At 43.0% G+C, this 25,266-nt stretch carries 19 protein-coding genes; 11 read left to right on the top strand and 8 right to left on the bottom strand.

All coding sequences use genetic code 11. From position 1 onward, the window contains the following. Nucleotides 1-44: 44 nt before the first annotated feature. From ACTIE0_RS07550 to ACTIE0_RS07570, 5 genes are all read left to right on the top strand, one after another. On the top strand, nucleotides 45-1,136 hold the full coding sequence (locus tag ACTIE0_RS07550) for a glycosyltransferase family protein (protein WP_006670517.1): 1,092 nt from the start codon (nucleotides 45-47) through the stop codon (nucleotides 1,134-1,136). Between the two features lie 116 nt (nucleotides 1,137-1,252). Next, nucleotides 1,253-2,026, top strand: a complete 774-nt coding sequence (locus ACTIE0_RS07555; RefSeq protein WP_439516867.1) for a sulfotransferase family protein — start codon at nucleotides 1,253-1,255, stop codon at nucleotides 2,024-2,026. Between the two features lie 33 nt (nucleotides 2,027-2,059). Continuing rightward, nucleotides 2,060-3,403, top strand: a complete 1,344-nt coding sequence (locus ACTIE0_RS07560) for a coiled-coil domain-containing protein (RefSeq protein WP_439516868.1) — start codon at nucleotides 2,060-2,062, stop codon at nucleotides 3,401-3,403. A gap of 129 nt (nucleotides 3,404-3,532) precedes the next feature. Further along, nucleotides 3,533-5,203 carry a class I SAM-dependent methyltransferase gene (locus ACTIE0_RS07565; RefSeq protein ID WP_006670515.1) on the top strand — a complete coding sequence of 557 codons (1,671 nt, stop codon included), beginning with the start codon at nucleotides 3,533-3,535 and terminating at the stop codon, nucleotides 5,201-5,203. A 49-nt stretch (nucleotides 5,204-5,252) separates the two neighbouring features. Then, complete coding sequence (locus ACTIE0_RS07570; RefSeq protein ID WP_006670514.1) at nucleotides 5,253-6,317, top strand: sulfotransferase family protein; 1,065 nt, start codon at nucleotides 5,253-5,255, stop codon at nucleotides 6,315-6,317. Between the two features lie 134 nt (nucleotides 6,318-6,451). On the opposite strand, the gene ACTIE0_RS07575 is transcribed toward ACTIE0_RS07570, so the two are convergent. After that, nucleotides 6,452-6,736: an HU family DNA-binding protein gene (locus ACTIE0_RS07575; protein WP_439516869.1), complete on the bottom strand. Its 285-nt coding sequence runs from the start codon at nucleotides 6,734-6,736 to the stop codon at nucleotides 6,452-6,454. A 77-nt stretch (nucleotides 6,737-6,813) separates the two neighbouring features. Here ACTIE0_RS07575 and tnpA point away from each other — a divergent pair, with 77 nt between their 5' ends. Beyond that, entirely contained in the window at nucleotides 6,814-7,212 is a 399-nt protein-coding gene (gene tnpA / locus ACTIE0_RS07580) for an IS200/IS605 family transposase (protein ID WP_439516870.1), read from the top strand. A gap of 187 nt (nucleotides 7,213-7,399) precedes the next feature. Then, nucleotides 7,400-8,005: a sulfotransferase family 2 domain-containing protein gene (locus ACTIE0_RS07585; protein WP_439516871.1), complete on the top strand. Its 606-nt coding sequence runs from the start codon at nucleotides 7,400-7,402 to the stop codon at nucleotides 8,003-8,005. A 137-nt stretch (nucleotides 8,006-8,142) separates the two neighbouring features. Here ACTIE0_RS07585 and ACTIE0_RS07590 read toward each other — a convergent pair whose 3' ends face one another. Continuing rightward, nucleotides 8,143-12,963, bottom strand: coding sequence for a tetratricopeptide repeat protein (locus ACTIE0_RS07590; RefSeq protein WP_439516872.1), 4,821 nt, complete (start codon nucleotides 12,961-12,963; stop codon nucleotides 8,143-8,145). Between the two features lie 61 nt (nucleotides 12,964-13,024). Next, nucleotides 13,025-15,772, bottom strand: coding sequence for a tetratricopeptide repeat protein (locus tag ACTIE0_RS07595; protein ID WP_006670874.1), 2,748 nt, complete (start codon nucleotides 15,770-15,772; stop codon nucleotides 13,025-13,027). Nucleotides 15,773-15,956: 184 nt separating this feature from the next. On the opposite strand from ACTIE0_RS07595, the gene ACTIE0_RS07600 reads away from it, so the two are divergent. Then, nucleotides 15,957-16,250 (top strand): hypothetical protein, encoded by a 294-nt coding sequence (locus ACTIE0_RS07600; RefSeq protein WP_006623945.1) that lies wholly within the window; start codon nucleotides 15,957-15,959, stop codon nucleotides 16,248-16,250. 82 nt (nucleotides 16,251-16,332) lie between these two features. On the opposite strand, the gene ACTIE0_RS07605 is transcribed toward ACTIE0_RS07600, so the two are convergent. The 5 genes from ACTIE0_RS07605 to ACTIE0_RS07625 all read right to left on the bottom strand — a co-directional run bounded on the left by ACTIE0_RS07605 (nucleotide 16,333) and on the right by ACTIE0_RS07625 (nucleotide 22,058). After that, on the bottom strand, nucleotides 16,333-18,021 hold the full coding sequence (locus ACTIE0_RS07605; RefSeq protein WP_006670873.1) for a hypothetical protein: 1,689 nt from the start codon (nucleotides 18,019-18,021) through the stop codon (nucleotides 16,333-16,335). A 165-nt stretch (nucleotides 18,022-18,186) separates the two neighbouring features. Further along, nucleotides 18,187-18,489, bottom strand: a complete 303-nt coding sequence (gene rbp, locus ACTIE0_RS07610; protein ID WP_006623949.1) for an RNA-binding regulator — start codon at nucleotides 18,487-18,489, stop codon at nucleotides 18,187-18,189. 230 nt (nucleotides 18,490-18,719) lie between these two features. Further along, entirely contained in the window at nucleotides 18,720-20,528 is a 1,809-nt protein-coding gene (gene sppA, locus ACTIE0_RS07615) for a signal peptide peptidase SppA (protein ID WP_006623950.1), read from the bottom strand. A 431-nt stretch (nucleotides 20,529-20,959) separates the two neighbouring features. Then, complete coding sequence (locus ACTIE0_RS07620; RefSeq protein ID WP_006623951.1) at nucleotides 20,960-21,634, bottom strand: HEAT repeat domain-containing protein; 675 nt, start codon at nucleotides 21,632-21,634, stop codon at nucleotides 20,960-20,962. Between the two features lie 127 nt (nucleotides 21,635-21,761). Then, the gene (locus tag ACTIE0_RS07625) at nucleotides 21,762-22,058 is read right to left on the bottom strand and encodes a hypothetical protein (RefSeq protein ID WP_006623952.1); all 297 of its coding nucleotides are present in this window, start codon (nucleotides 22,056-22,058) and stop codon (nucleotides 21,762-21,764) included. Nucleotides 22,059-22,128: 70 nt separating this feature from the next. Between ACTIE0_RS07625 and ACTIE0_RS07630 the strand changes: the two genes are divergently transcribed. The 3 genes from ACTIE0_RS07630 to rimO all read left to right on the top strand — a co-directional run bounded on the left by ACTIE0_RS07630 (nucleotide 22,129) and on the right by rimO (nucleotide 24,974). After that, nucleotides 22,129-22,371 carry a (2Fe-2S) ferredoxin domain-containing protein gene (locus ACTIE0_RS07630; RefSeq protein ID WP_035760086.1) on the top strand — a complete coding sequence of 81 codons (243 nt, stop codon included), beginning with the start codon at nucleotides 22,129-22,131 and terminating at the stop codon, nucleotides 22,369-22,371. A gap of 17 nt (nucleotides 22,372-22,388) precedes the next feature. Beyond that, on the top strand, nucleotides 22,389-23,498 hold the full coding sequence (locus tag ACTIE0_RS07635) for a mechanosensitive ion channel family protein (protein ID WP_006623954.1): 1,110 nt from the start codon (nucleotides 22,389-22,391) through the stop codon (nucleotides 23,496-23,498). Between the two features lie 156 nt (nucleotides 23,499-23,654). Then, nucleotides 23,655-24,974: a 30S ribosomal protein S12 methylthiotransferase RimO gene (gene rimO, locus ACTIE0_RS07640; RefSeq protein ID WP_006670935.1), complete on the top strand. Its 1,320-nt coding sequence runs from the start codon at nucleotides 23,655-23,657 to the stop codon at nucleotides 24,972-24,974. Nucleotides 24,975-25,266 lie beyond the last annotated feature (292 nt).

The following is a 25,266-nucleotide window of genomic DNA, read 5'->3' on the forward strand; positions in this document are numbered from 1 at the left end:
TCCCCTTACTCAATCGAGCCATCCCTCCCAATTGTACATAATTTATGGAATTTGACCGCCAAAAATTAGAACAAATCGACTCGGAGTTAGAGCGATCGCAGTCGTGGCTAGAACAAATCTCCCACCAGATGGAACAGTTACCCGCCCAGGGTAGTCCATCCCCGACAATTATACCACCTAGCTCACCACAGCGAAAATCTATTTTATTTTATCGAGATTATCGGGGACTAACCGGAGGTCATTTAAAAGTCTGGGATTATTTTAATCATATTCTCGATTCCCCGGACTACCTACCCCAGATTTATTTTTCTCCCGAAAGTGCGATCGATGCTAATAACCCGTGGTTCAATATTGACAAACAACTAATTTTATCTAAACCGCTATCAGATCCCCACATTATCTTTATGGACGGTATGGACTGGGAATTTTTATCAGCCAGCCAGCGCCACAACTCCCCCATACCAATTATTAATCTAATTCAGCACATCCGGCACGCCTACCCAGATAATCCCCGCTATCAGTTTCTCAACCATAAAGCGATCCGCATTTGTGTCAGCCCAGAAGTGGGAACCTATCTGGCAGAATCACGTCGAGTCAATGGACCCCTGTTTATTATCCCCAATGGCTTAGATACCAGTAGTTTTCCCCAACCCCGACCCGACCCCCAACGGGATATCGAAATCCTGATTTCGGCCCTTAAACAACCGGAACTAGGCGAACAGTTACAACAAAGGTTAGCAGCAATGGGCTATGGGGTGCAACTGCTGACATCCCTAATTCCCAGAAGAGATTATCTACAGTACCTCAACCGTGCTAAAATTACGATACTCCTGCCTAACCGCGAAGAGGGAGAGGGATTTTACCTTCCCGCCCTAGAAGCCATGGCTATGGGGACTCTTACCATCTGTCCAGATTGTATAGGGAATCGGTGTTTCTGTTTTCCCGGTTACAATTGTATGCGACCCAAGTATACTGTGGAAGGACTGTTAGAATCGGTCAAAGAGGCGATCGCCTTTTCTGAGGTGCGGAAGTCTCTGGTCAAAAAAGCAGCCTTTCAAACGGTCGCTGAACATGGTTTAATGAAAGAACGGACAGCATTTATGGAAATCCTGAACCATCTGGAGGATTTATGGTAAACTCCCACGGACTGGCGGGCCAGGCTGTCCGGGTTGGTAGCTAGTCAGTTATGAACCTTAATAAACGCTATATTTGCCATTCACTTATAAACTAAAGATAAACCGACATTTATACCATGCCAGATAAAAAGAGCGAATCCCAGGTTTTAATTATGACAGGAATGCACCGTTCAGGTACATCCTTGACCGCTTCATTATTGCAAAGTGCTGGGTTGCACGTTGGTCGTCGGCTAATGCAGGGAACTGAGTTTAACCCCAAAGGCTACTTTGAGAATATTGATTTTTTTGAATTTCACCTAGATTTATTGCGATCGCAAGGTGTTAATATAGATGGTTGGACATTACAAGAAAACCTGGATGTTCCCGACGAGTTTATCGACAAAGCAAATGCCATTGTTGACAAAAATTCTCTGAGTCATATTTGGGGATGGAAAGAACCTCGGACGACACTATTTTTAGATTTTTGGGCGCAGTTATTACCTGATGCTAAGTTTCTGTTGATTTACCGTTCTCCGTGGGATGTGATAGATTCTCTGTACCGCCGAGGAGATGAAATTTTTAGAAATCAACCCGAACTAGCAGTTAAATATTGGATATTTTATAATCAGAAAGTCTTAGATTTTTATAATAAATATGGTGATAAATGTTTATTGGCAAACATAGAAACAATTGTCAAATATCAAGATAAATATGTAGCGGAAATTAGTCAGAAATTCGGGATAAATCTAACTAATCCTTCTCCGGCGGTTTATGATGATTCCCTAATGCAAACCAATATATCAGAAGATGGTCAACGTCCCAGCTTAATCGATTATTACTTTCCTGAAGCCATAGAAATGTATCAGGAACTAGAGAGTCGGGGATGGCATCCTAATCAAACTCCAGATTGATCATGGAATAATCAGATTAAGTCTTCTCCCTATATGGCTTGGGCTTTTAGAGATTGGGCGAATTATCGACTGTCCGCCGCCGAAAATAAGTCTCTTAGGGTTGAGTTAGAAGGGACTCAAGCTAAACTTGAAGAAACTCTGTCTCAGTTAAACCCAACTCGGGATGAATTGGAAGAAACTAGGTCTCAGCTACAGGAAACAGAGTCGATTGTAGAACAGTTCAAATCTCAGTTGGAACAAACGGAAGGGGTTCTAGAAAAAACCCACAGTCAACTGCAAAAAACTGAGTCAATTTTACAGGAGTCTCACAATCAACTGACAGGACTGCGATCGCAGTTTAGCCAAGTTCAGGAAGAACTAGAACAAGCCAAATCACAGTTAAGTCAAACTCAATGGGACGTGATGAAATATCAATCCCAACTACACCATACGCAGGAAGAACTAGAACAGGCGGAGCAACAAAACCGGGAACTTTTAGCTAACCAAAATCAACTACAGTCTCAGTTGAATGAGTCTGAGTCTCGGCTGATGAAAACTGAGATGATGTTTAGTCAATTAAGACTACAACTGGAGCAAGCTAACAAAACCCAGATCCGAACTATTGCTCAACTTCATGATACCCAAGGTAAACTAGAATATTCGGAGTTTCAACAACATCAGTATCTAGCAGAATTAGAACGACTTGAGCCACAACTGGAGAAAACTGAGATCCAATTGAGTCAGTCTTTGGTTAAACTTAACCAGGTTGAGAAAAATCATCAGCGAACTCTGGTACAATTACATCAAACTCAAGGGAACTTGGAGACCTGTCAATTGTATTTAGCTGAAAGTCAGCAACAACAAACCCAGTATAAAAATCAACTGGAAGAGTGGGAACGACTTGGGGAAGAATCAATTGAACAGGAACAAGAGATGGAAAAAGCGATCGCTCAGTATCAGGCAAAATTGCAGGCGACGGAACAGGAGTTAGAATCATCTCAACATCAACTACAGCAAACCCAAGGGGAGTTACAACGGTCGCAAAAAGCACTGAATAAAACGGAATTGGAAGCTGAAAAGTTGCGGTTTTATAAAATGGTTGCTAATTCTTCTAGTGAACAGAGTGAGGAACGAAAATATCAGCTTTTTGTCTGGGATGCTTGGTGTGCTTATCAAGTTGGAGATTTGGGGACAATGGCTCAATGTTTACAGCGATCGCTTAAATATTCTCCCAAGTCCAAAACGGAAACTCTCAGCCATTGGTTGGAGAACTTCAGTCAGTTTGCTAAGGAAAAAGGAGTGCCATTTGACACAGCTTCTCTAACGAGTTCTGAAGAATGGAAACAACTTATGAAACGTGCGATCGCTGTGAAGACATTAATTAGTCAAAAATTATAAATTTGCCAATAATTTTACAAAAATAGCAATCTAGCTAGATGAAAAATACGGGACTGAGTTGACCGAAAGTCTTGTGATTTCCCTGGCTAAATATTTAAAGAATGAGTAAATCAATCTGGAGTATTGAACATGAAGTGGTTTTTTGCTTTTAATGAAGAAGGTCCTAAGTTTCAAGACTTTGCAAAAATGGTCAAAGTTGCAGTTGCTACCGCTCAGGAAAAAACATCCCTAGAGCCGTTCTGTATATATGATGGGTCTGAAAATGACCTCACCTCATGGCTGAAAAATAGGAAAGTCAACTTAATTTTTCATAGAACCCCTCATTATGATCGATTTAAAAATAATATGGTTGATCAGTCTTTCCGGACAGCTTGTGGCGCTTATCTTAGAGTAGAAATACCTAAAATAATAGAACAGTATGATATTTCGGATGAATATGTATTGTATACAGATTGTGATGTCTTATTTGTGAATGATGTAGTGGACTATTTGAAAAGCTTACAATGTCGATACTTCGGAGCAGTTCCAGAACCTAGACATTCATTGAAGCCACTTAACTCGGGTGTTCTTTATTTGAATGTCAAAAAAATGCAAGAAGTTTATAATGATTTCAATGATTTAATTAAGTCTCGAAATGGAATGTTTCCCGCCTTCGATCAGGGAGCATACAATCAGTTTTTCGAGAATAAATGGGATCAACTGGATATCTCAATGAACTGGAGATCTTACTGGGAACATAATCCAAATGCAAAAGTTTTACATTTTCATGGTCCCAAGCCAACTCAAGTAGAAGCAATTAAGAATAAAACCATTCCACCTCATCAACGACCTTTGGTGAATCAAAACTTTTGGAGTAGTACAAAACTATGGACTAATAAATATCAAGAACTTCTTGATTATGTCCCCATTCCAAATTTAACGGGGAGTCATGATCAACTCAAAGAAATTAGTCAAAATCTGATTGTACAAAGCAGTCGTATTCAAGAATTAAAAGAGTGGGTTAGCAATCATAAAAATAATAAAAATGATCATAAAATTGCTATAATTGATCCTGTAGTTAACATCAACCATCCCCCATCTCCAATGGCAATCTCGAATTATCAGAATCAAGATCAAGTTTTAGAAGCCGATAAGGATACGACTTGTGAACCTCATTTTTTGGAAATGCTTTATGAACTGAATCAAGTTATAGCATCGACAAATATTCCGCTTGAAGGTAATATATGTTATCCTAATCGATCTGAACGAAAGGATTTTGAAAAACAGCCTCCCAGTTCAAAACCACATTTGCGTTCCAAGCGTAAAAATATGATAACTCTCACTAGAAACCGGCGAAGAATGCTCGAAATCGGATTGAATGGTGGTCATAGTGCTTTAATTGCCCTTTATAACAATCCACAACTAGAATTTCACAGCGTCGATATATGTCGTCACAAGTATACTGAGCTTGCAGCAGACTTCTTAAAACAAAAATATCCGAACCGATTTTATTTTTACAAAGGTGATTCTCGGGATATATTGCCACAAATTGCAATTCAAAAAAGGCATATTAAGTTTGACATTATTCATGTTGATGGAGGTCATGGTATTGAGGTGTGTAGAACCGACATTAGTAATAGTATACGTTTATCTTCAAAACGGAGTATTTTGATTATTAATGATACCAACAATAAGCATATATCTAATGTGTATTGGGAATATGTTCGTTGGGGATTTTTATTGCCACAGCGAGAATATAAATTAGAACAAACAAATTCTCATGAAATTTCCGAAATTATTACAATACCAGATCAAATATGATCTCATTATCAACGATTCTACTCGCAGGTAAACTCAAAATATATTAAGCATGAAAGTTCTTGATTGTAATAAGCCGTTGGCTGCTCTGGTGTGCGGTTTTGAAAGGGGTGGTACAACTCTAATTTCGGAGATTATAAGACAGCACCCTCTTCTTGATAGTGGTTTTGAGTGCGGATTTTTACTAGGGAAAGATCCTGCTGAATTTACTTCCATTCAACCTTATTGCAATATGCTAAAAGCTGGATGGGGTGTGAACGATAGTGATTTGAATAACTATATCTGTGAATCCGAGACATGGTTGGAAACATATAAAAGATTGGTAGACAAATCTCACATTATAGTCAATAAAGAAACCTGGATTTTTGATAAAACTCCAAAATATATGCAGTTATTGCCAGATGTTTTGGAAAAAGTTGCCGGTGTTCCTTGTGTTGTGATTGTGAGAGATCCAAGAGCTTTACTATGGTCTTGGGTGAAGCGATCGCCTTGGAAAGATAAACTCGATCAATGGCAAGAAAAAAACCTAAAAGCCAACTGCGATCGCTATTTATCTTATGGTAGAGGTTGGCGGGAAGCAATAGAAAAGGGCTTTGGTTCTCAAATACTACTGGTACAGCATGAAAGGTTATGTTGTTGTCCGGTAGAAGAGTCTAAGAAAATTTTTGATTTTATTGGCTTTGATTTTGATCCAGCTTACTTATCCTTTTTAGATAAGAGGTATTCAAATGTTCATGAAAGTCAAATTTCCGAAAAATATATTACCGAATATAGACAACACTTCTCAGAGAAAATTTGTCATACAATTTTAATGCACACCGCAGAATTTCAAGACTGGTTCTGGACAGGTGATACCCATAGCCTTGTTGACGACAAAAAATATAGTGATAACCAAAAAGTTGAGGTATCAAAATGTACGATAAGCCATGGAAATTGGAATAACTTAGAAAGCGCTGGTGTTCAACTTGGGGAGAGAAGATTATCAGAAAGTAGGGAATTAAACCAACCACAATTAGATTTAGAGTTGACTTCTCAGGCTCCGTCTCAACCTTCATTTGCTCAAATAGAAAAAGATCTGCTCAAGTGGAGAGATAACTTAAATAAAATCAGAGGTTAATAAGGTGGGCCGACAAACGGAGATGGTTATAATTTATAGAGTCGCTCCCCAAATTAAAGCAATAGGGCGTATATAATACGCCCCTAAAGTTCTGTAATAACAGGTTATCTCTGTTAATAGTTAATCAAATGTTGTTATTCTGAATCTGCCTCTTCTGTATCCTTAGAGGGTTTAATAACTCGGAAGTTAACGACTGTACGTGCTGGGACTTCAGTGGTTTCACCAGTTTCTGGGTTGGTTTTGGTTCTTGCTGGTTGCTCTTTGGGGGTAAATTTCCCTAAACCTCTGACGACAACTGGCTGACCACTCTCAATTTCCTGAGAGATAGCACTAAAAGCCAAGTCCAAAATCGCTCTAACTCTTTTCTTGGGAATTTTGGCTTCTTCGGCGACGCGCTGGACCAGTTCATTTGTTTTCATACCCAAAAACTCCTATGATTAGGTGGGAACAGCCAGATTATTGTTCTAACTGACTTTACTATAACAACTTTTTGTCTATGTGTCAAGTCTATAGACACCATCTAACAACCAAATCTTTGATTAACTACCACTTTGTTTGGAGTTCTAGGCGCAAACGTAAGGTACTCAAGGGGATGGTAGCGATTAGACTTAGGGAGTTAATGGAAGAAGTGTGTCCAGATTTGGAGGTCGAAATCCTGACTCTGGATATACAGCCTAACTATGTCCACGCATTTTTGGATTGTCCGCCGACCCTAGCCCCGCATCAGATTATCCATCGAATCAAAGCCTATACAGCCCGTCACCTCCGTAAAGAGTTTGAACATTTGCTGGTGCTACCATCAATATGGACTCGTTCCTACCTAGTTTCGACATCGGAGACCATCTCTCAGGAGATTATTGAGGATTATGTGAAACACCAAGGGAAAAAAGGATGAAACAAGACCCAACAGACCAGTCGATAACTATCAATGTCTGGGCTGTTGAAGTTGATAGACTATCTTGGTTAAGGCAGCTATATTGTGGTATGCTACCCTAAGACAAATATCAATAGATGGGTTAGATACTGCATTACAGTAAATCAAATATAGTAAATTAGCTGGGAAAAACTTAGAGATTGAAATTATGACCGAATTCTCTGAAAAATTACCAAATAATACATTTTTATTTATTCATATCCCTAAAACGGCTGGGACTTCTTTTAGGTCTCAAATCGAAAAAAAACTCAAGTGTATTTTTGAGTATGGGGCTGACCCCAAAACTTCCCCATTGGTACATGAGACGATAGATAAAGGTGACTTAACATCTTTTGTGAAATCATTTAAATCGGAGGGCTTTGAAGCTGTATATGGTCATTTTGAGATGGCTAAGTATCAGCCAATTGTAAACGACACGACAAAATTTGCTACTTTCTTGCGACACCCAATTCAGCGCTCTATATCTAACTACGAGCATTTTCGTAGACATTATGGGTATGATAAATCTATGGAGGAATTTTTCAGCAATCCCCATTTTTCTAATCAACAATCTAAAGCCCTTGAGGGGATAGAAATTGACGATCTATTTTTTGTAGGAATTACTGAGCGCTATAGTGATTCTATTAAACTATTTAATAAACTGACAAACCTTGGTATTAAGGATGTCCAAATAAATTATAACCCCCAAAAAAAAGTTGATGAGCAGTACGAGTTGGATTCTGAATCCTTGAATATTGATAGAAAGCAAGAATGAGAAGGACTTAGACTTATACTTTAAAGCTCAGTCAATTTTTGAGAGACGACTGGAAGAGATGATGTAATTGTTGCGGTTCCGGTAATTTACAAAGGTGTACGGAAGAAGGTTGGGTCCCTTCTTCCATGGGTGTTAATCTAATCGTCTGAGCTACCATGTCGCAGGTGTAATGTTGACAAAGGAATCTCATTCCCGTCTTCCATAGTAGCCAGAATCAAAATTTCTACTTCACTGGGTGTTTCACTGACATCAAGGGTTTTGACGAAGCCACTATCAATAGCATGGGGAACATCTGGAAATACTTTGGCGACATCACCACGTTCCTGGTTCATTTTGGATTCGCCAAGGACACGATCGCCACAGATAAACTTGATTAGTTTAGCCGGAGAGTGCTTACCAATCACCCATCCCTGAATCAGCATATTTTCTTCATTGAAAGGATGGTGTAGCTTGGGTGAATCGATCGCACACCCTAAAAGCGCCTCCTTATCCTCAGACATTGATATCGCCACCACTTGATTTTCATCATTACTCAGACGAATACCATAATCTTGTCGTATGCGACTCAGGTTAGGGTTATAACAGGGGTCATTTTTGAGTACATCTCTCCACCGCTGCTTCATGATTTTAGATTCTCGTTTAAACCGTTCTTCTTTTTCCGGGGTATCCTCATAACCGCGACTCTTAGACTCATAGTGATATAAAACCACATGGGGTAGATAAATATTCCGATATCCTCGGCTGACCAACTTTAAGCAAAAATCCACATCATTAAATGCAACTTCCAGCTCTTCATCTAACCCCCCGACTTCCTCAAATGTCTCTCGCCGACACATCAAACAGGCTCCGGTCACGGCGGAGTAATTATTAACCGTTACCAGTTGGTTATAATAACCCAAATGATGAGCCAGATAACCCTTATGGCTGTGACCTGCTACGCCGCCAATTCCCAGGACAACGCCAGCGTGTTGAATGGTATCATCGGGGTAGAGTAACAAAGCACCGACAGCACCAATAGAGGAACGTTGAGCCTGTTCTACCATGGCTTCTATCCAATCGGGGGTCAATACTTCGGTGTCATTATTTAGAAACAGTAAATAATCTCCCCTAGCTTTAGTTACGCCATAGTTATTAATTTGGGGGTAATTAAACGGTACATCGAACTCGTAACAGCTAAAGCGTTGGGGTTCTTTTTGTTTCCAGGCGTTGATAATATCGAAGGTTTCTTGTTCATCACTGCCATTGTCAATGACGACGACTTCATAGTTAGGATAAGTGCTTTTTTCAAAAATTGACTGTAAGCAATGATTGAGAGTAGTTCCCAGGTTGCGAGTGGGGATAATAATACTGACAAGTTTGTGTTCTTCGATGTGATAGCGAACAGTGTATTGACCGGGGAAATTCTCATGATCGGAAACAATTTGCGCCTTTTCCCGGCAACGAGCAAAGGACTCATTTAAGGCTTTTTCTGCTGCTATATAGGCGTAGAGTTTACTGTTGGGGTCGTAGGCGGTGGAGCCGCTATGCTGTCGCCAACTGTAGAGAATTTTGGGGATATGGAAAATCTTATTAGTTTTCTCAGTAACGCGCAAGACCAAATCATAGTCTTGACTACCTTCGTAACCAATTCGGAAGTTACCGACTTGATTAACCAGTTCCCGGCGATATACTCCTAAATGGCAGGTATACATCCGTGCTAAAAATGAGTCAGGACACCAATCAGGTTTAAAGTATGGGAACACCCGTTGACCGTACTGGTCTAATTTATCCTCATCGGAATAAATCATATCAGCATCAGGATTTTCATTAAGTACGAGTGCGACCTCATAGAGTGCTTCTGGGGTAATGACATCATCATGATCTAAGAGTGCTATATATTCTCCGATCGCCAATTCCAAAGCCGAATTAGATGCCGCACAGATGTGACCATTTTCTGTCCGAAAAGCGACTTTAATCCGGTTATCTTTTCTGGCATATTCTTCCAGCAGAGGTTTAATCCAAGGTTCGCTGGAATTATCATCAGCGATACACAGTTCCCAGTAGGGATAAACTTGGTTAATCACTGATTCGATCGCCTTTTTCAGGAACTTTTCCGGGGTATTATATACCGGCATAATCACGCTAATTAGCGGCTTATATCCGAGATAATTAACCGCCTGAGACATTTGCCGTAAGTCAGCGGGTCGGGGCAAATTTTCTCGGAGCCACTGTTCATAACTTTCTTGATCAATGGGAAACCGTTGCTCAGACGGACGGGATTTTTTCTGAGTTGGAAGAATCGGTTGCTCAGACGGACGGGATTTTTTCTGAGTCGGAAGAATCGGAGTTTCCCGGAAAGTTTCTTGAGGAATAAATAGGTCTACCCCTTCATTTTTTTTTTCAATCACCTGTTGTAGGCGAGAAGCGATCGCCCTATTGTCAGGGTCGAGGTCTTGAGCCATTTGGTAAAAAACGATCGCCCCATCCAACTGAGTTTGTCGAGCCAGAGTATCAGCCAACTTAACATAGAGTCCCGAATCATCAGGCTTAATCTCGATCGCCTTATGATAGGTATCCACATTATCTGGTTCCTGTTCCATCACCTGAAGATAACATCCCAGAGCCTCATCTAAATCGCCTTTAGCGCGTTCTCGCAGTGCATCAGCCAGTTTTTGTTGAATCCCAGGTAAATCCGACTGTACAGCCATGGCGGCGCGATATCCCTTAACCGCCTCTTCCCAATTTTGAAGTCTAACCGAAACCTCTCCCAAATTATAACTAGACCAGGGGAACTCTGGATTCAAGCGCGCCGCCTCTCGGTAAGCCGTAGCCGCCTCTGACCAGCGTTCCAACTTAACCAGAGCCTCCGCCAAACTGTTGTAGGACCAGGAATAATCCGACTTAATCGCGATCGCCTTTTGATAAGCCTCAACCGCTTCCGACCAGCGTTCCAACTTAAACAGTACATCAGCCAAACCATTGTGAGACCAGAACAAATTAGCGTCTAACTGATTAGCCTTTTGATAAGCCTCAATAGCCTGATCAAACGCTTGTTTATCGCGCCATATGTCTCCCAACTTTTGCCAAACCTCAGCATTATCCGCCGCCAAATCGGTAGCTTTTTGATAGAAAGCGATCGCCTCATCTAGCTGTCCCGTCTGTACCAGAGCATCAGCGAAACCCTTACACAGCTCAAAATCAGCCCCAGAAGCATCCAAAGCCATTGCTTGACGCAGAACCGGGACCACATCAGCCCAACGTTCTTGTCGCAGCAATACCCGACCCAACCCATAATAGGCAGCCGCCAGATTTTTGTCTAATTCCAGCGCTTTACGATAAGCCGCCTCCGCCTCTGACAAATTCCATTGTTGGTTGCGAAGTTCCCCAATTTGGTAGTATCCCGCCGCCCAATTAGGATTAAGCTGTAATAGCTGACCATAGAGAGCGATCGCCCCATCAAAGTCTTGTTTCCCGGCCAAACACTCAGCCAAACCCTGGTAAAAAACTCCTGATTTCTGGTCTAATTCAATAGCCTGACGGTAAGCCGCCTCCGCCTCTGACCAAGCCTGTCCAGAAGCCTTCACCTTACCGATACCATAATAAGCCGGAGCCAGTTGTTTATTCAACTCCAAAGCCCGCTGATAACTCTCATAAGCCTGATCCAGCTTACCCTGACCGAGGCGAGTATTTCCCAGACGGACATGATCTTCCGGGGTAGCCTTATTCGGTTCCAAAGTATAGGCTTTTTCCAGACATATAGAGGCATCACCCTCTCGTCCCAGACGTTCGAGAACCTTAGCCAAATTGCGATAGACCCCGGCAAAATTAGGATTTTGAGCGATCGCCTGTTGATAACAGGTAACCGCTTTTTCAAGGCGATCTTCCTGGGCGTACAAGCTACCCAAATTCGCATGAACCTCCGGGAATTGGGGCTTAACTTCCAGAGCCTTATTGTAGGAGCGCACCGCCGCCTCCATTTCCCCCAACACTTGCAAAGCATTCCCCTGAATTTTATATGCTTCCGCCAAATTCGGGTCAAGTCGCAATGCTTTCTGACAAGCCGAAACCGCCTGTTCCCATTTTTTCATAGCGCAGAATGCCTTAGCCTCTTGTAAAACCGTTTCCGGGTTAACCGGGCGACTAATAGGAACCCCCATTCCCTTCTCAATAGGAACTTGTGGAGATTGACCCACCACCAAAACATCTGGCTGAGGAACTTGCCTCGCAGCAGTTGCGGCCGATAAAGTATCTTGAGGAGTTGACACAGCCGCCGCCAAAGTATCCACCGGGTTAGAAACTGCTGGACTTGGGTTATTCAACTCAATAGCCTTACGGAAATAGGTAGCAGCCTCCTGCAATTTACCCTGTTGTTTAAGGGCTTCCCCCAGGTTTTGATAAGCGGCTGCCAAATTAGGATTAAGATTAATAGCATTTTGATAACAGGCTTGTGCTTCCGCGGCCATACCCTGCTGCATCAGACCATCACCCAAAGCCAGATGTTCTTGAGCGCTGACAGTGTGAGGTTCCAGGGTGTAGGCTTTATATTGAGTTCGGATAGCATCTAAGGGGCGATTAAGCTGAGTCCAGACCTTAGCCAAATTCCGATAAGCCCCAGCGAATTCTGGTTTAATCGAGATCGCCTTTTGATAAGCCGCCTGCGCCTGTTCCCACTGTTGCGATCGCGCATAGAGGCTACCCAAATTGGCATAAACCTCAGCCCAGTTGGGTTGTAGTTCCAGAGCCTTGGTATAATTTTGCTTGGCACCTTCGAGATCTCCCCCTCGCAAGGAAACATCTCCCAGGATTTTCAACCCCACCGCCGAGGTAGGTTGAATCTTCAATAATTGTTCACAAGCCTTACGAGCATCATCAACCTGTCCTTGTTGAAGATATGCTTCTGCTTGTTGTTGCAGGAACTGGACACTTTTTTGAAGGATCTCTTTAGCTTGCATGGTTTGGCTCAGTTCGGACGGACTCATTTTTTAATTCCCAAGGTTCAATTATACTCGTTGATGGTAATTGGATCACAAAAAATTTTTTTTATCTAATTTCCAACTTCTCTAAAATCTTCTCCAACCCGGTCAGATTTACCCAGATATCCTCAGTTAAGGGATTTTGGTACATTAGCGATCGCAAAGGGTAACAGGAAAACCCATCTCCCGTCAGGGAATAATGTTCCAATCCCAAAGCCTGAGATATCACCCAATAGTAATGGCGGTCATAATGGGGGGACATCAACTCAACCACTCTCACTCCTGGCTGACAGAAAACCAAATTGGTTAAACCACTCCCATGGGGACCTATAACTATTTCCGCCCGTGAGAATAAAGCCACCTGCTGAGAAAATGATAGTTTCTCTGGTAGCACCCGCACAAACCCCAACCGACTCAGCTGCGCCATCACCTGTTCTTCATTCAAAACCCGTCGATGTCTAGCCTGGGCGCGACTCACATAGATACGATTAGGGTAATCATGAGCATCACCCTTCGCCAGGGGGAGAAAAGTTCTTCGCAGGAAGTCCAGCCCCCAAGGTTGCAACCATCCCGTCGGAGAAGCAAACGAGGGGACTAGCAACTGTCGCGCCTGAATATGGGGGTAGCGATCGCTTTCGATAATTTTCGATTCCGCAATACCCAAGCGCCGCAAAGTTTCCCGCTGAAACCCTAGCCTAGCACTATTGACCACAAACCCATCTATCTGATTAAAGTCTACCCCCACCCGTCGCATTAATTCCCACCGTGGCAGTATATCAACCATCCAGTGAAAATAGATATGTCCCGAAAGTCCTGATAATACCGCCACCGTCCCATCAATATATTGGGGGGGACAAAGTTTAGTTTGGCGAAAAATCCAATGTTTTTCGGGATTATAGTTAATACAACCCGGAAGGGGGGCGGGATATTCCCGTGATAGGTCGGCTAACAGTTGATTATCCGGTGTTATGGTAGCGATCGCCCGACAGACTTTCCAGTGATTTTCTTGGGGAACAATCCAACATCGTCCCTGGGGAATACTTGCCACAAACGTTTCAAAGGGGACCTCTACAATCTTCGCATCTGCCACTCGCCTCTGAATACCATAACCTAAATTGCTCACCTCAAATCCCGCAAAAATTCGCTCTCGACAAGGGCTACAATCTAAACCGCCGCACTCTCTGCCCCCTACATTATCTAACTCTGCTGAGGGAGGCTGTTGTGCTACCGTTGGAATCGGGATATAGTGGCTGGTGTCTATATTATTCGCCTGTAGCCATGCCTGGGTTTTCTGATAAACTCCTTGGGGTGGCTGTTGTGGTCGGGGAATTTCTCCGGTTGATATAGTTCCGGTATCCCGCCACTCCTGCGAAACAGTAGTCAAATTCTCTGCTGTTTCCTGGTTTTCTAAAACCTTTGAATAATAAGCGATCGCCAATTCCCACCGTCCCTGCGCCTCAAGTAAACTCCCCAAAAGCCAATAGACTTCTGGGGAGTATTCAATCACCCCGGCAGTATGGCAAACTGTTATTGCCGCCTGCAACCTTCCCTGTTTAGCTAGACAGGATGCTAAATCCAGGTAAGTTTGTATTTTCTGAGGTTTAATCCTTAATGCTCGTTGATAATACCTAATTGCTGCATCCCACTCCCCATATTGATTTAGGGTATTACCCAAATGAAGGTAGGTGGCTTCTAGGTAGTTATAAACCGCATCCGGCACCTCAGTTACATTATGATCAGACTCCTGGGAGTTCTCAGAGTTCCCCAATTCCAAATCGGATTTTTGCAGAGCTTCCAAAAACTGGGCGCAGGCTATTTGTGCCTGTAGTAGTTCATCTGAACCTACTTCTAGGATAACGTCCTGATTAAAGCGTTGGATATAACCCTGCACAAATTTCGGGTCAATGGCGATCGCTTTCTGAAAACAAGCCATGGCTTGAGATAGCCAACCTATGATTAAGCAAGAACTACCACAATCGCTATAGAACATGATATTATCCGGTTCTATGGCGATCGCTTTCTGGAAATAACTTATCGCTTGTCTGTGGTTATTTTTTTGCTGCCACAACTTACCCAAGTTACTGTAAGCAATAGCTAAATCGGGTTTCAGGCTAATTGCCTTCTGGTAGGCGGCGATCGCTTCACTCAGCTTTCCTTGGTAAGTCCAAGCCCACCCCAAGTTATTATATACCAATGGCTCTGTCGGGTCAATATTTAGGGCTTCTTGAAAGATGGCGATCGCCTCATCTATCTGATTTTGCTGTAATTGCAAATATCCCAGGGTGTTGAAAATTTCCTTAAAATTAGGGCAGTTAATTCCGCCTTGTTGTAGAACTTTAATTGCTGTGTCAATGTCACCCCGTTCATTTAACCGCAGCCCCATATCCAAATAAGCCTGACCTAGCTTAGGGTTTAAGGCGATCGCCTTTTCGTAACAGCCAATAGCCCCTTCAATATTACCCTGCCAATGTAAAGCCGACCCTAAATGATAGTGTAAATCTGCCCAATTAGGAGATAGGTCGATCGCCTGTTGGTAAAATGAAATAGCTTCATCAAACCAGCCCATATTACGATATATTTGGGCTAGGTAAGCATAGCTAATGGCTTGGTTAGGTGCAAGTTCAAAGGCTTTTGTATAAGCCGACATAGCCGCCATTAATTGGCCATAATCTTCATGAATATTGCCTAGCAGTTGGTAAGCAATGGCACAATTAGGCTGTTGGCTGATAATTTCCCGACAAATAGCAAAAGCCCGATCTTGGTTTCCCTTGCTTAAATTATCCTGTGCCAACTTCAACAACTGTTCAACACTCATTCCCACTCCCGGTTTCCCTATTGCAGTCTACAACAGGTCTAGCGCTATCTTACCCAAGAATTATAGATCCTCTCCTGCTCATTTACTCAACTTTGATCCATCATCGTCTCGATGTCCATATAATATTGATTGATATTTGGTGGGAATATTGCTAAATTTTGATGATTGTTAGTGAGGACCGATCATGAAAACTATTCATGTCGTCTTAATTGCCGTTGCTACTGCCTTATTTAGTGGTGGTATTGGCTTTGTCGGAGGTACAGCGATCGGCGGTGTTGGTGGTGCCGCAGCAGGGGTTTTCTTAGGTATATGTATCACCGCAGAAACAGCCAGACAAGAGGGTTTTTTGACTACAGAACAAGCTGATAATCTCGTATCTATCATGCGTCAAAATGCGTCCACTCAATGGGAGATACCACCCGAAAGTTTAGAGAACTTTAACTGCGAGCAAATTACTCAAGATTTGGGTTCTGAGTAAATATCACTCACCCCAAAAGGCAGGCTATCATCCTGCCTTTCTTTATCTCAAGCCTCGCCAAAACGCCAAAAATATTAACTCCTCACTCTGGGTTATTTAAAATACATTTTGCATCAACAATCCACCAATTAGGCTGCTCAAAAACCGTACATATATTAACCTGTTCATATAAAGCGATCGCTGAATTTTGCTCCAGCAAATCCAATGCTTTTTGACCTTCAGGAAAAATCAACATCCAATGATTATTTTTAATATATTCAGGCGTGAAAGCCGCCGGATCAATCAGCCAAAAATCCACATTATATTGACTAATAAAATTCTGAAGTTTCGGCAAATCATCCGTATAGTGAGCATTAATCATGTCCAAAGTTCTCGCCAAAATTTGATGATAATAACCCAAGTGATAAGGGATAGCATATTCTCGCGCCATCAAAACAGTTCTTTGAGCAAAAGTTGGCAGTTGATCCGCCTCTGCTGACAGAGAAGCTATCACAATATCTTTCCCTTGCTGTTGGCAGAAATCATAAACTTCTGTCATTCTACCTTTCTCATATCTAACCAATGGAAAATAAGGCACGAAAGCTGGATATAATAGGAGTATTGCCACTATTACCGTAATGAGAGTTACCGCCAACCATCGATAAACCCTATAGCTATGGTTATTCCTAAAAACTCTCAGAAGTGTATCCAATATTAAACTCAGAGATATAGCCGTTAAAACCGCAATAATAATCCGAAAACTTAACTCTGTATATCGACCTAGAAGGTGTAGCTTAAACAAAAGTGCATGGGATGCAAAAAACATCAAAACCGATGATATTAACAATTGCAATAATACCCAAACCTGTGGTGTAATATATTTCCAGAGGGGAAACTGTCTCCGAAATATTAGTAAAAATGGCAGTAGTAAAGCCACACATTGAGTCGCGGGGGTAAATAAGGAACTGTGAAACATTCCGCTACGTCTTCCCGTGAACCAAATATCCATAAAATTATCGTGAAAAAACCTACTTCTTCCCCCCTCGAAAAATTCGGGAGAATTCATAGCTTGCGCGCGAGTAATGGTCGGACCAAATTCTGAGGAGGTGATAATATATGGAAGTAATACTATCAAAGCCACCAATAAACCCCCTGCTAAAATTTGATAATTTAGGTGATTTTTGCTTGGCTGAAATCTGCCATTTTCCCAATGAATAACTCTCAATATCAGCATGATAGCAGCAATGAAAACATATTGAGGATAAAATAAGCCAATAGCTGCTACTGTGACACAAACCCCCAGCCGAGAATGTTTCACTAGATAGTATAAAAATGCGATAAAAAGCGGGTTAATAAATGCTCTGGGTGTTCCTGATGCTAAATCGTCCTTTAACCATAAGGCTTGATTGATGATTAAACAGCCTATAAATCCGGTGACTGGAATTGGCAAAATTTCCAGACATAACCTGAAAAAATAATAAGTAACAAATAATCCTAAAATTGGCGGAAGAATTTTCGCGAAGTCAAAGGGGTTTATTCCTAAGATGATACCCAGTTTATACACTAGAGTATATCCCCGGGGAGCTACAGATTGAAAATAATCGGCTATTAAATCATTGGGAAACAGGTCGGGGTCAATAAACCGCAACATCCAAAAAATGTGCTGTCTTGCGTCATTATGGACTAAATTGGGTTCCGCAAAGGCTTGTTTTAGTGATAAAATACCGTATAGGGTGGCTAAACTCATGCTGAGGAAAAGCCACAATCGGGTCTGAGATGTATATTTTTTCATATTCTCATGGCTATTGACGGGTCTAGGGACACAAAAAAAGACCCCTACAACAATGAGGGGTTTTAATTAACTTAGTTTAGTAATTCAGCCACAACCATTAACAATTATTAAGCTGAAACGCGAAATTGCTAAATAAGCTGTAAGACTGATAGAAAAGTGGGAATCCTAGGACCGACGAGAGTAACCGCCACCACCACGACGACCGCCACCAAAAGAGCCGCTATTTTCGCGAGGCTTGGCTTTATTGACTCTCAGATCACGACCGCACCACTCAGCACCATCAAGAGCATCAATGGCTGACTGTTCCTCAGCTTCTGTGTCCATTTCCACGAAGCCAAAACCACGCATCCGTCCGGTTTCACGGTCTGTAGGTAGTTTAACCCGCTTAACTGCTCCATACTCTGCGAATACAGCAGTTAGATCTTCTTCTGTAACCTCATAGGACAGGTTACCAACGTAAATCGACATAAATTATCTCCAAAACCAGAGTTTCGTAGGGAGTGAGGTTCTCGGAGAGAAACTTGCCAGCATAAAACGTGAAAAACTCGTTGATACTTGAAACAAAAATACTACAACCGATACTTAATTCTCCATTGACTACAGTCTAGCACCCTAACTGATCATTTGGGAATAGGTATTATTACTTTTTTAGAAAAATTTAAGATTTGGTGAGCATATTGTGGCTCAGTGCTTTGGATCTAATCAATCTGCAAGTTAAACGGTAACCTGGTATATATTCCCCTAGGATCATTGAGATGCCTAAGCACGGAGAACTCATGATAGACTTTGAGCAGTTCCCTAGTCAAAGGGTCTGCTGGAGTGGCTTCGGTTCGCAGGCTTTCTAGCAAACGTTCCTCAAAACTAGGAATTCTGGGATATTCGGCGAGTTTCCAATCATCACCAAGTTCGGCTTTTTCGGCTACAGCAGCGATCGCATCTTGTAAACCCCCCAACTGATCAACCAACCCCAAGGCTTCAGCTTGTACCCCCGACCAAACCCGACCCTGAGACATTTCCAAAACCTCCTCTTGTGGTAAATCTCTCAATTGCGCGACGGAAGAGACAAACCGCTGATAAATCAGATCAACCATCTGCTGAACTTTCTCTAGTTCCTGGTCTGTTTTGGGACGGGAGATAGAATTAAGATCAGCAAAGGGTCCGGTTTTCACACCATCCCAGGTAATTCCATTCTGGTTAGCAATATCCTGAGCATTGAACAGCAGTCCAAATACACCAATTGAACCAGTGACTGTCGTGGGTTCAGCCAAAATGCGATCGCTACCCATAGCAATCCAATAACCACCGGAAGCGGCGGCATTGCCCATAGAAACTATAATCGGTTTTTCCTCTCTGGTCAATTGTACTTCCCGTGCGATTACCTCAGAAGCGGTAGCGCTACCACCGGGACTATTCACCCGCAGGACAATTCCTTTGACCCGATCATTATCCCGTAACCTGCGTAACTCTTCGCTAAAGCGATCGCCGCCTACTTGACCAATCCCGCCACGACCATCGACAATTTCACCATCAGCATAGACTACAGCAATGATATTGCGACTGTTGGGATTACCAGCCCAACTTCCCTTAACTTCAGGAGTTCTGGAATATTCCTGTATCCCCACCCGTCGAAAAGGTTGTCTTCCCTCTTCCTTTTCTCCGGTCAATTCACGCAGTTGAGCCGCCACCTCATCTCTATGGGCGATCTGATCAACCATTTCGCGATCCTTCGCATCTGCAGCCATTAAAAATCCATCCTGATTCACAATTTGCTGCAACTGTGCTGTAGTCAGACTGCGACTAGATGCGATCGCCCCCGTAAACTCACCCCACAAATCTCCCAATAACTGCTGCATTTGCTGTCTATTTTCTGGGCTCATCTCTTGGCGCAAAAAAGGTTCAACAGCAGACTTATATTGACCAACTCGCGTCACCTGTACCCCAATCCCAAACCGTTCCAACGCTCCCGCTAAAAACACGGTTTGAGAACTAAACCCGCTCATCTCGACGGTCCCCATGGGGTGGATAATGATTTCATCCGCTACTGAACCTAGGTAATATTCACGCTCGGTCCAGTCAGTATCATAAGCAATAATAGTTTTACCGCTCTCTTTAAACCCTTCCAAAGCCCGACGGACTTCCTTTAAATTCCCAAACCCTGTGGGAGTTGTACCACTACCGCCTTCCAGGTACAGCCCCACGATTTTATCATCCTTACTCGCCCGCTCAATCGTTTCTAGCACTACCCGCAATGGCAAGAACCTAGACCGATCGTCTCTCAGGGTCTGTCCTATGGCGATCGATGGTGTTGGCTGCGGTGCCGTGTCCGCTATACCCACAGACAGGTCTAGCACCAATACTGATTTATCTCTGAGGGTGGTTTGTGTACCCCTCGAAGCACTAACTACTACTAAAAACGCGATTCCCCCCATGCCAAATGTGATCACTAGGAACAGTCCCAGTAAATTGCCAACTACACTGGCTAGGGTATATTTCAGAAACTCTTTCATGATTAGGTTTCCCTCAGCCGGGGACGGTTTGCTCTGGCTTAGTAGGGGTTAATCATAACAGAATACCACGGTTCAGATTTAATCAGCCACCATGCCTTTAGCTGAGGGGTTGACAGGATCAGATTTTGGCGGATATCCTCTATTTGATTTTTTATTCAACGTCGAAAAAACGCGGCGACACCGGCCGCACCGGTTGACAAATCAAGTGCGATCGCTTATCATATTCTCGTGAGGCTAACATGGCTTCTTGCTTGATTTTTTATTCAACGTCGAAAAAACGCGACGGCACCGGCCGCACCGGTTGACAAATCAAGTGCGATCGCTTATCATATTCTCGTGGGGGTGATATGGCTTCTCGCTTGATTTTTTATTCAACATAGCGACAATAAAGAAACTGGGTTTCAGGGTGAAAGAAACCCAGTTGCGAGGGGTTATAATGACTCGGCGAGGCGGTCTAGGGAAATCATAGCGGCTTCAGCGACTTGATGATGGCTGTCTTTAGCCAAGTATTTAAGGGCGGATAAGCTCTTAGGGCTAGGTAAATTTCCCAGAGCCTCGGCGAGACGCTGGCGAATTAACCAATCATCAGACTGAGCAAACTTGAGGATATGGTCTATGGCCTCGAGGTCGCGAATTTCACCCAAAGCAGCGATCGCCGCCTGTTGCAAAATCACCATATCACTATCAAGGGCAGACATCAAAACGTCACGGGCGCGGATATCTTTCAAATTGCCGAGAGAGACAGCAGCACTAAAACGCACTAGCCAGTCGGTATCCTCATAAAAAGCCCGCATGAGGGGTTCAACAGCCCTAGAGTCCCCCAAATACCCCAAAGCCCCGGCAGCATCGGCGCGAATGCCATAGTCGGGGTCAGTTTCTAATAATTTTACCAGAATCGGATAACATTCGTCAGTTTGTTTAATCCCTAGGGCGAAAACAGCCATTGACCGAATTTGTAGGCTTTTATCAAAGAGAACCTTCTTAATTAGGGGAACAGCTTGCTCTGGGGATACCTCGCGCAAGGAAGCTAAAGCTAACATCCGATCGCGGGTATTATCGCTGTCTAACTTACGGGAAATTTGGTCTAGGGGAATAATTACACTCATGAGATCAACTTATTAAAACTTTACATGGGGAATTTTTTCTATCCTATCTTAAAACTTTGAACAAGAAAAAGCCCCGCCTGAACAATCAATCAGCCGGGCCTTTAGCCAACAATCTTTGTAAGTAGGATTATTGCATATCCCACAGAGCCTTAAACAAAGTCTCAGCCAGCTTTCTGGATGTGGCATTCCTGGCAGCCTTGAGCGCCGCCCCAGATACTTTGTTCCCTTTGTGGCATGCTCTGGTAATCCAATAAACTCTAAGAGTGACTATACTATTTTGAGGTAGGGTTCCATCTGGTCTAATCTGGGCGAGTGCGGGTGATGATAACGTACACAGGTTAAAATACATGGCACAAGCCATTAAACCAAGAAACCCCGGTTGATAGTAAATTTGCTGTGGTTGCTGTGATTTTTGCCTCAACACTTTAACACTCGTGCAGATTCAACCCTTTCTGCTACCCAATTTTAAACTATCAGGACTTTTTTTCGATCTAATGTCTGTATCTAACTCTATCCAAATCATAATATGTCATAATCGGACCTGTCGTAAACAAGGCGCAGCCAAGGTTTTACAGGCTTTTCAGGCTGCCAATTTTTCCGTCGGGGTCATTACTCCTAGCGGCTGTCTGGGGTCCTGTGGTAATGGGCCGATGGTTTTGGTTTTACCGGAGCAAGTCTGGTATGATCACGTTACACCAGAACAAGTCCCCAGTATTTTGGGATCTATTGACAGTTAACAGTTGAAAAATTGACGATGGATATTTTAGAGATTTTACAAGAAGAATTATTGACCAATACCCTATCTGATTATTTAATCGCTTTTGTGATTATTGTGTTGGGTATTTTAGCCATCAGAGTCATCGAACAAATGATTTTGAGGCGGTTAAAACTCTGGGCGGTTAAAACGAATAGTCGGTTAGATGATGCCTTGGTGAAAATTGGGGATAGAGCCCTAATCCCCCTGGCTTATGTGGCTATATTTTATGTGGCAATCACTAACTTATCATTGCACCCAATTCTCGGTAATTTAATTAATGCGATCGCCTTAATTTTCTCCACCTTTTTAGGTGTGAGGCTGGTGGTATCCCTCGCTGAATATGCTATGCGGTTATACTGGTTAAATCGTCGAGAAATCGAAACCGTAGACCGCGCCCTAAATGCCCTATTGCCAGCCATTCGCACCGCCGCCTGGGGATTAGGAATTATCTTTGTGCTAGATAACCTCGGCTTCAATATTTCCGCCGTGGTAGCGGGTTTAGGAATTGGGGGTGTAGCCATTGCTTTAGCCTCCCAGGGAGTCCTACAAGACCTATTTAGTTATTTCTCCATCCTGTTCGATCGCCCTTTTGAAATCGGCGATTTTATCGTAGTTGGGGACATGGCTGGAAGCGTCGATTATGTGGGAATTAAAACCACCCGCATTAAAAGCATAACTGGCGAACAAGTAGTAGTTCCTAATACCAACCTCACCGCCTCTCGTATTCATAACTATAAACGCATGGAAAGGCGGCGGATACTGTTTAAAATTGGTGTCATCTATGAAACCCCCCAGGAGAAACTACAACAAATTCCTGCCCTCATTCGAGAGATTATCGAATCCATAGAAAACACCCTATTTGACCGGGCGCACTTCTCAAGTTTCGGAGACTTTAGCCTAGACTTTGAGATTGTTTACCACGTTCTCAGCAGTGATTATGCCATGTATATGGATATTCAACAGCGGATTAACTATGAACTAAAATCCGCCTTTGAAGCCAGGGATATTGAGTTTGCTTATCCAACTCAAGTCACCTATTTTGAGGGTATGAACAACCCCAAAAATAGCCCCAGCCGTGAACCTCTCAGGCAGATTTTGAACCCTTAGAATAAAAAGCGCCCTCACACTTACCCAAAATTTCGGAAACCGGAACTACAGAAAAGTAGTTATTGGTTGACTGATACCATTGCCAATTTTCAGGTTAACAGCTATAATAGTATACTTGTACTGTTCCGAGTTTGTGCATCCAAACTTTTACCAACTATGGCAACCAAGCCAACGATCGCATTTTCCCATTTAGGTTGCGAAAAAAATCGCATCGACACCGAACACATGATCGGTTTATTAGCCGAAGCCGGATATCAAGTAGACTCCAACGAAGAGGCGGCTGATTATGTGGTAGTGAATACCTGTAGTTTTATTGAATCAGCCAGAGAGGAGTCCGTCAATACCATAGTTGAACTCGCCGAAGCCCATAAAAAAGTAGTGATTACTGGGTGTATGGTGCAACACTTCCAGGAACAATTACTTGACGAACTTCCCGAAGCTGTAGCAGTAGTAGGAACCGGAGATTATCATAAAATTGTTAATGTAATTAATCGGGTAGAAAAAGGCGATCGCGTCTCGGAAATTTCTGCCGACCCCACCTATATTGCTGATCATACAGTCCCCCGTTATCGCACCACCACAGAAGGGGTGGCTTATCTACGGATAGCCGAAGGGTGTAACTATCGCTGCGCCTTTTGTATTATCCCCCACTTGCGAGGAAATCAGCGATCGCGTACCATAGAATCAATCGTTACGGAAGCCAAACAATTGGCAGATCAGGGGGTCCAGGAATTAGTGTTAATCTCCCAAATTACCACTAACTACGGAACCGACATTTATGGTGAACCGAAACTCGCAGACCTGATCCGCGCTTTGGGTAAAGTTGATGTACCCTGGGTGAGAATGCACTATGCTTACCCCACCGGACTAACCCCTAAAGTGATTGATGCGATCGCCGAAACCCCCAATTTTCTCCCCTACCTAGACCTACCCCTCCAACATTCCCACCCGGAAATTCTCCGCGCCATGAACCGTCCATGGCAGGGTCAGGTTAATGACCAGATTATTGAGAATATTAAAACTGCTATGCCTAATGCTGTAATTAGGACTACTTTTATTGTCGGTTTTCCGGGAGAAACTAACAGCCATTTTGAACACCTCCTCAAATTTGTGAAACGCCACGAATTTGATCATGTTGGTGTCTTCACCTTCTCCCCCGAAGAAGGAACCCCCGCTTATACTCTTCCCAACACCGTATCCCAGGCGGTAATGGACGCGCGACGGGATGCACTAATGCAGGTACAACAGCCAATTTCTCTCAAGCGTAACCGCCAGTGTATTGGTGAGGTAGTGGATGTTTTAGTTGAACAAGAAAACCCCTCTACAGGCGAGTTTATAGGGCGATCGCCCAGGTTTGCGCCAGAAGTCGATGGTTTAGTATATGTAGAAGGAAACGCGCGTTTAGGGTCCTTAGTTTCCGTGAAAATCACCGATGCTGATATTTATGACCTCTATGGTCACACCCTAGAAAATTAACCCACAATTAATAATTAATAATTAATAATTAATAATTAATAATTATTGTCGGGTTTCTACCCCAGCAGTCAAGAAACCTCCCACCAGTCAAGAAACCTCCCACCAGTCAAGAAACCTCCCACCAGTCAAGAAACCTCCCACCAGTCAAGAAACCCGGTTTCTCCAAGAAACCGGGTTTCTCAGCCAATAATTGACAGTCGAACCCGCCCCCCACAATTAATAATTAATAATTAATAATTAATAATTATTGTCGGGTTTCTACCCCAGCAGTCAAGAAACCTCCCACCAGTCA

This window comes from Limnospira sp. (assembly GCF_051859755.1).
Classification (GTDB): Bacteria; Cyanobacteriota; Cyanobacteriia; order Cyanobacteriales; family Microcoleaceae; genus Limnospira; species Limnospira fusiformis.

Bases quoted from the DNA above. Each gene is read 5' to 3' on its own strand.
- ACTIE0_RS07620 (WP_006623951.1), bottom strand. From the start codon at position 21,634: ATGAGTGTAATTATTCCCCTAGACCAAATTTCCCGTAAGTTAGACAGC.
- rimO (WP_006670935.1), top strand. From the start codon at position 23,655: ATGGCAACCAAGCCAACGATCGCATTTTCCCATTTAGGTTGCGAAAAA.
- ACTIE0_RS07565 (WP_006670515.1), top strand. From the start codon at position 3,533: ATGAAGTGGTTTTTTGCTTTTAATGAAGAAGGTCCTAAGTTTCAAGAC.
- ACTIE0_RS07575 (WP_439516869.1), bottom strand. From the start codon at position 6,736: ATGAAAACAAATGAACTGGTCCAGCGCGTCGCCGAAGAAGCCAAAATT.
- ACTIE0_RS07550 (WP_006670517.1), top strand. From the start codon at position 45: ATGGAATTTGACCGCCAAAAATTAGAACAAATCGACTCGGAGTTAGAG.
- ACTIE0_RS07590 (WP_439516872.1), bottom strand. From the start codon at position 12,963: ATGAGTCCGTCCGAACTGAGCCAAACCATGCAAGCTAAAGAGATCCTT.
- ACTIE0_RS07605 (WP_006670873.1), bottom strand. From the start codon at position 18,021: ATGAAAAAATATACATCTCAGACCCGATTGTGGCTTTTCCTCAGCATG.
- ACTIE0_RS07570 (WP_006670514.1), top strand. From the start codon at position 5,253: ATGAAAGTTCTTGATTGTAATAAGCCGTTGGCTGCTCTGGTGTGCGGT.
- ACTIE0_RS07585 (WP_439516871.1), top strand. From the start codon at position 7,400: ATGACCGAATTCTCTGAAAAATTACCAAATAATACATTTTTATTTATT.
- ACTIE0_RS07560 (WP_439516868.1), top strand. From the start codon at position 2,060: ATGGCTTGGGCTTTTAGAGATTGGGCGAATTATCGACTGTCCGCCGCC.
- ACTIE0_RS07630 (WP_035760086.1), top strand. From the start codon at position 22,129: ATGTCTGTATCTAACTCTATCCAAATCATAATATGTCATAATCGGACC.
- rbp (WP_006623949.1), bottom strand. From the start codon at position 18,489: ATGTCGATTTACGTTGGTAACCTGTCCTATGAGGTTACAGAAGAAGAT.
- tnpA (WP_439516870.1), top strand. From the start codon at position 6,814: ATGTGTCAAGTCTATAGACACCATCTAACAACCAAATCTTTGATTAAC.
- sppA (WP_006623950.1), bottom strand. From the start codon at position 20,528: ATGAAAGAGTTTCTGAAATATACCCTAGCCAGTGTAGTTGGCAATTTA.
- ACTIE0_RS07635 (WP_006623954.1), top strand. From the start codon at position 22,389: ATGGATATTTTAGAGATTTTACAAGAAGAATTATTGACCAATACCCTA.
- ACTIE0_RS07595 (WP_006670874.1), bottom strand. From the start codon at position 15,772: ATGAGTGTTGAACAGTTGTTGAAGTTGGCACAGGATAATTTAAGCAAG.
- ACTIE0_RS07555 (WP_439516867.1), top strand. From the start codon at position 1,253: ATGCCAGATAAAAAGAGCGAATCCCAGGTTTTAATTATGACAGGAATG.
- ACTIE0_RS07600 (WP_006623945.1), top strand. From the start codon at position 15,957: ATGAAAACTATTCATGTCGTCTTAATTGCCGTTGCTACTGCCTTATTT.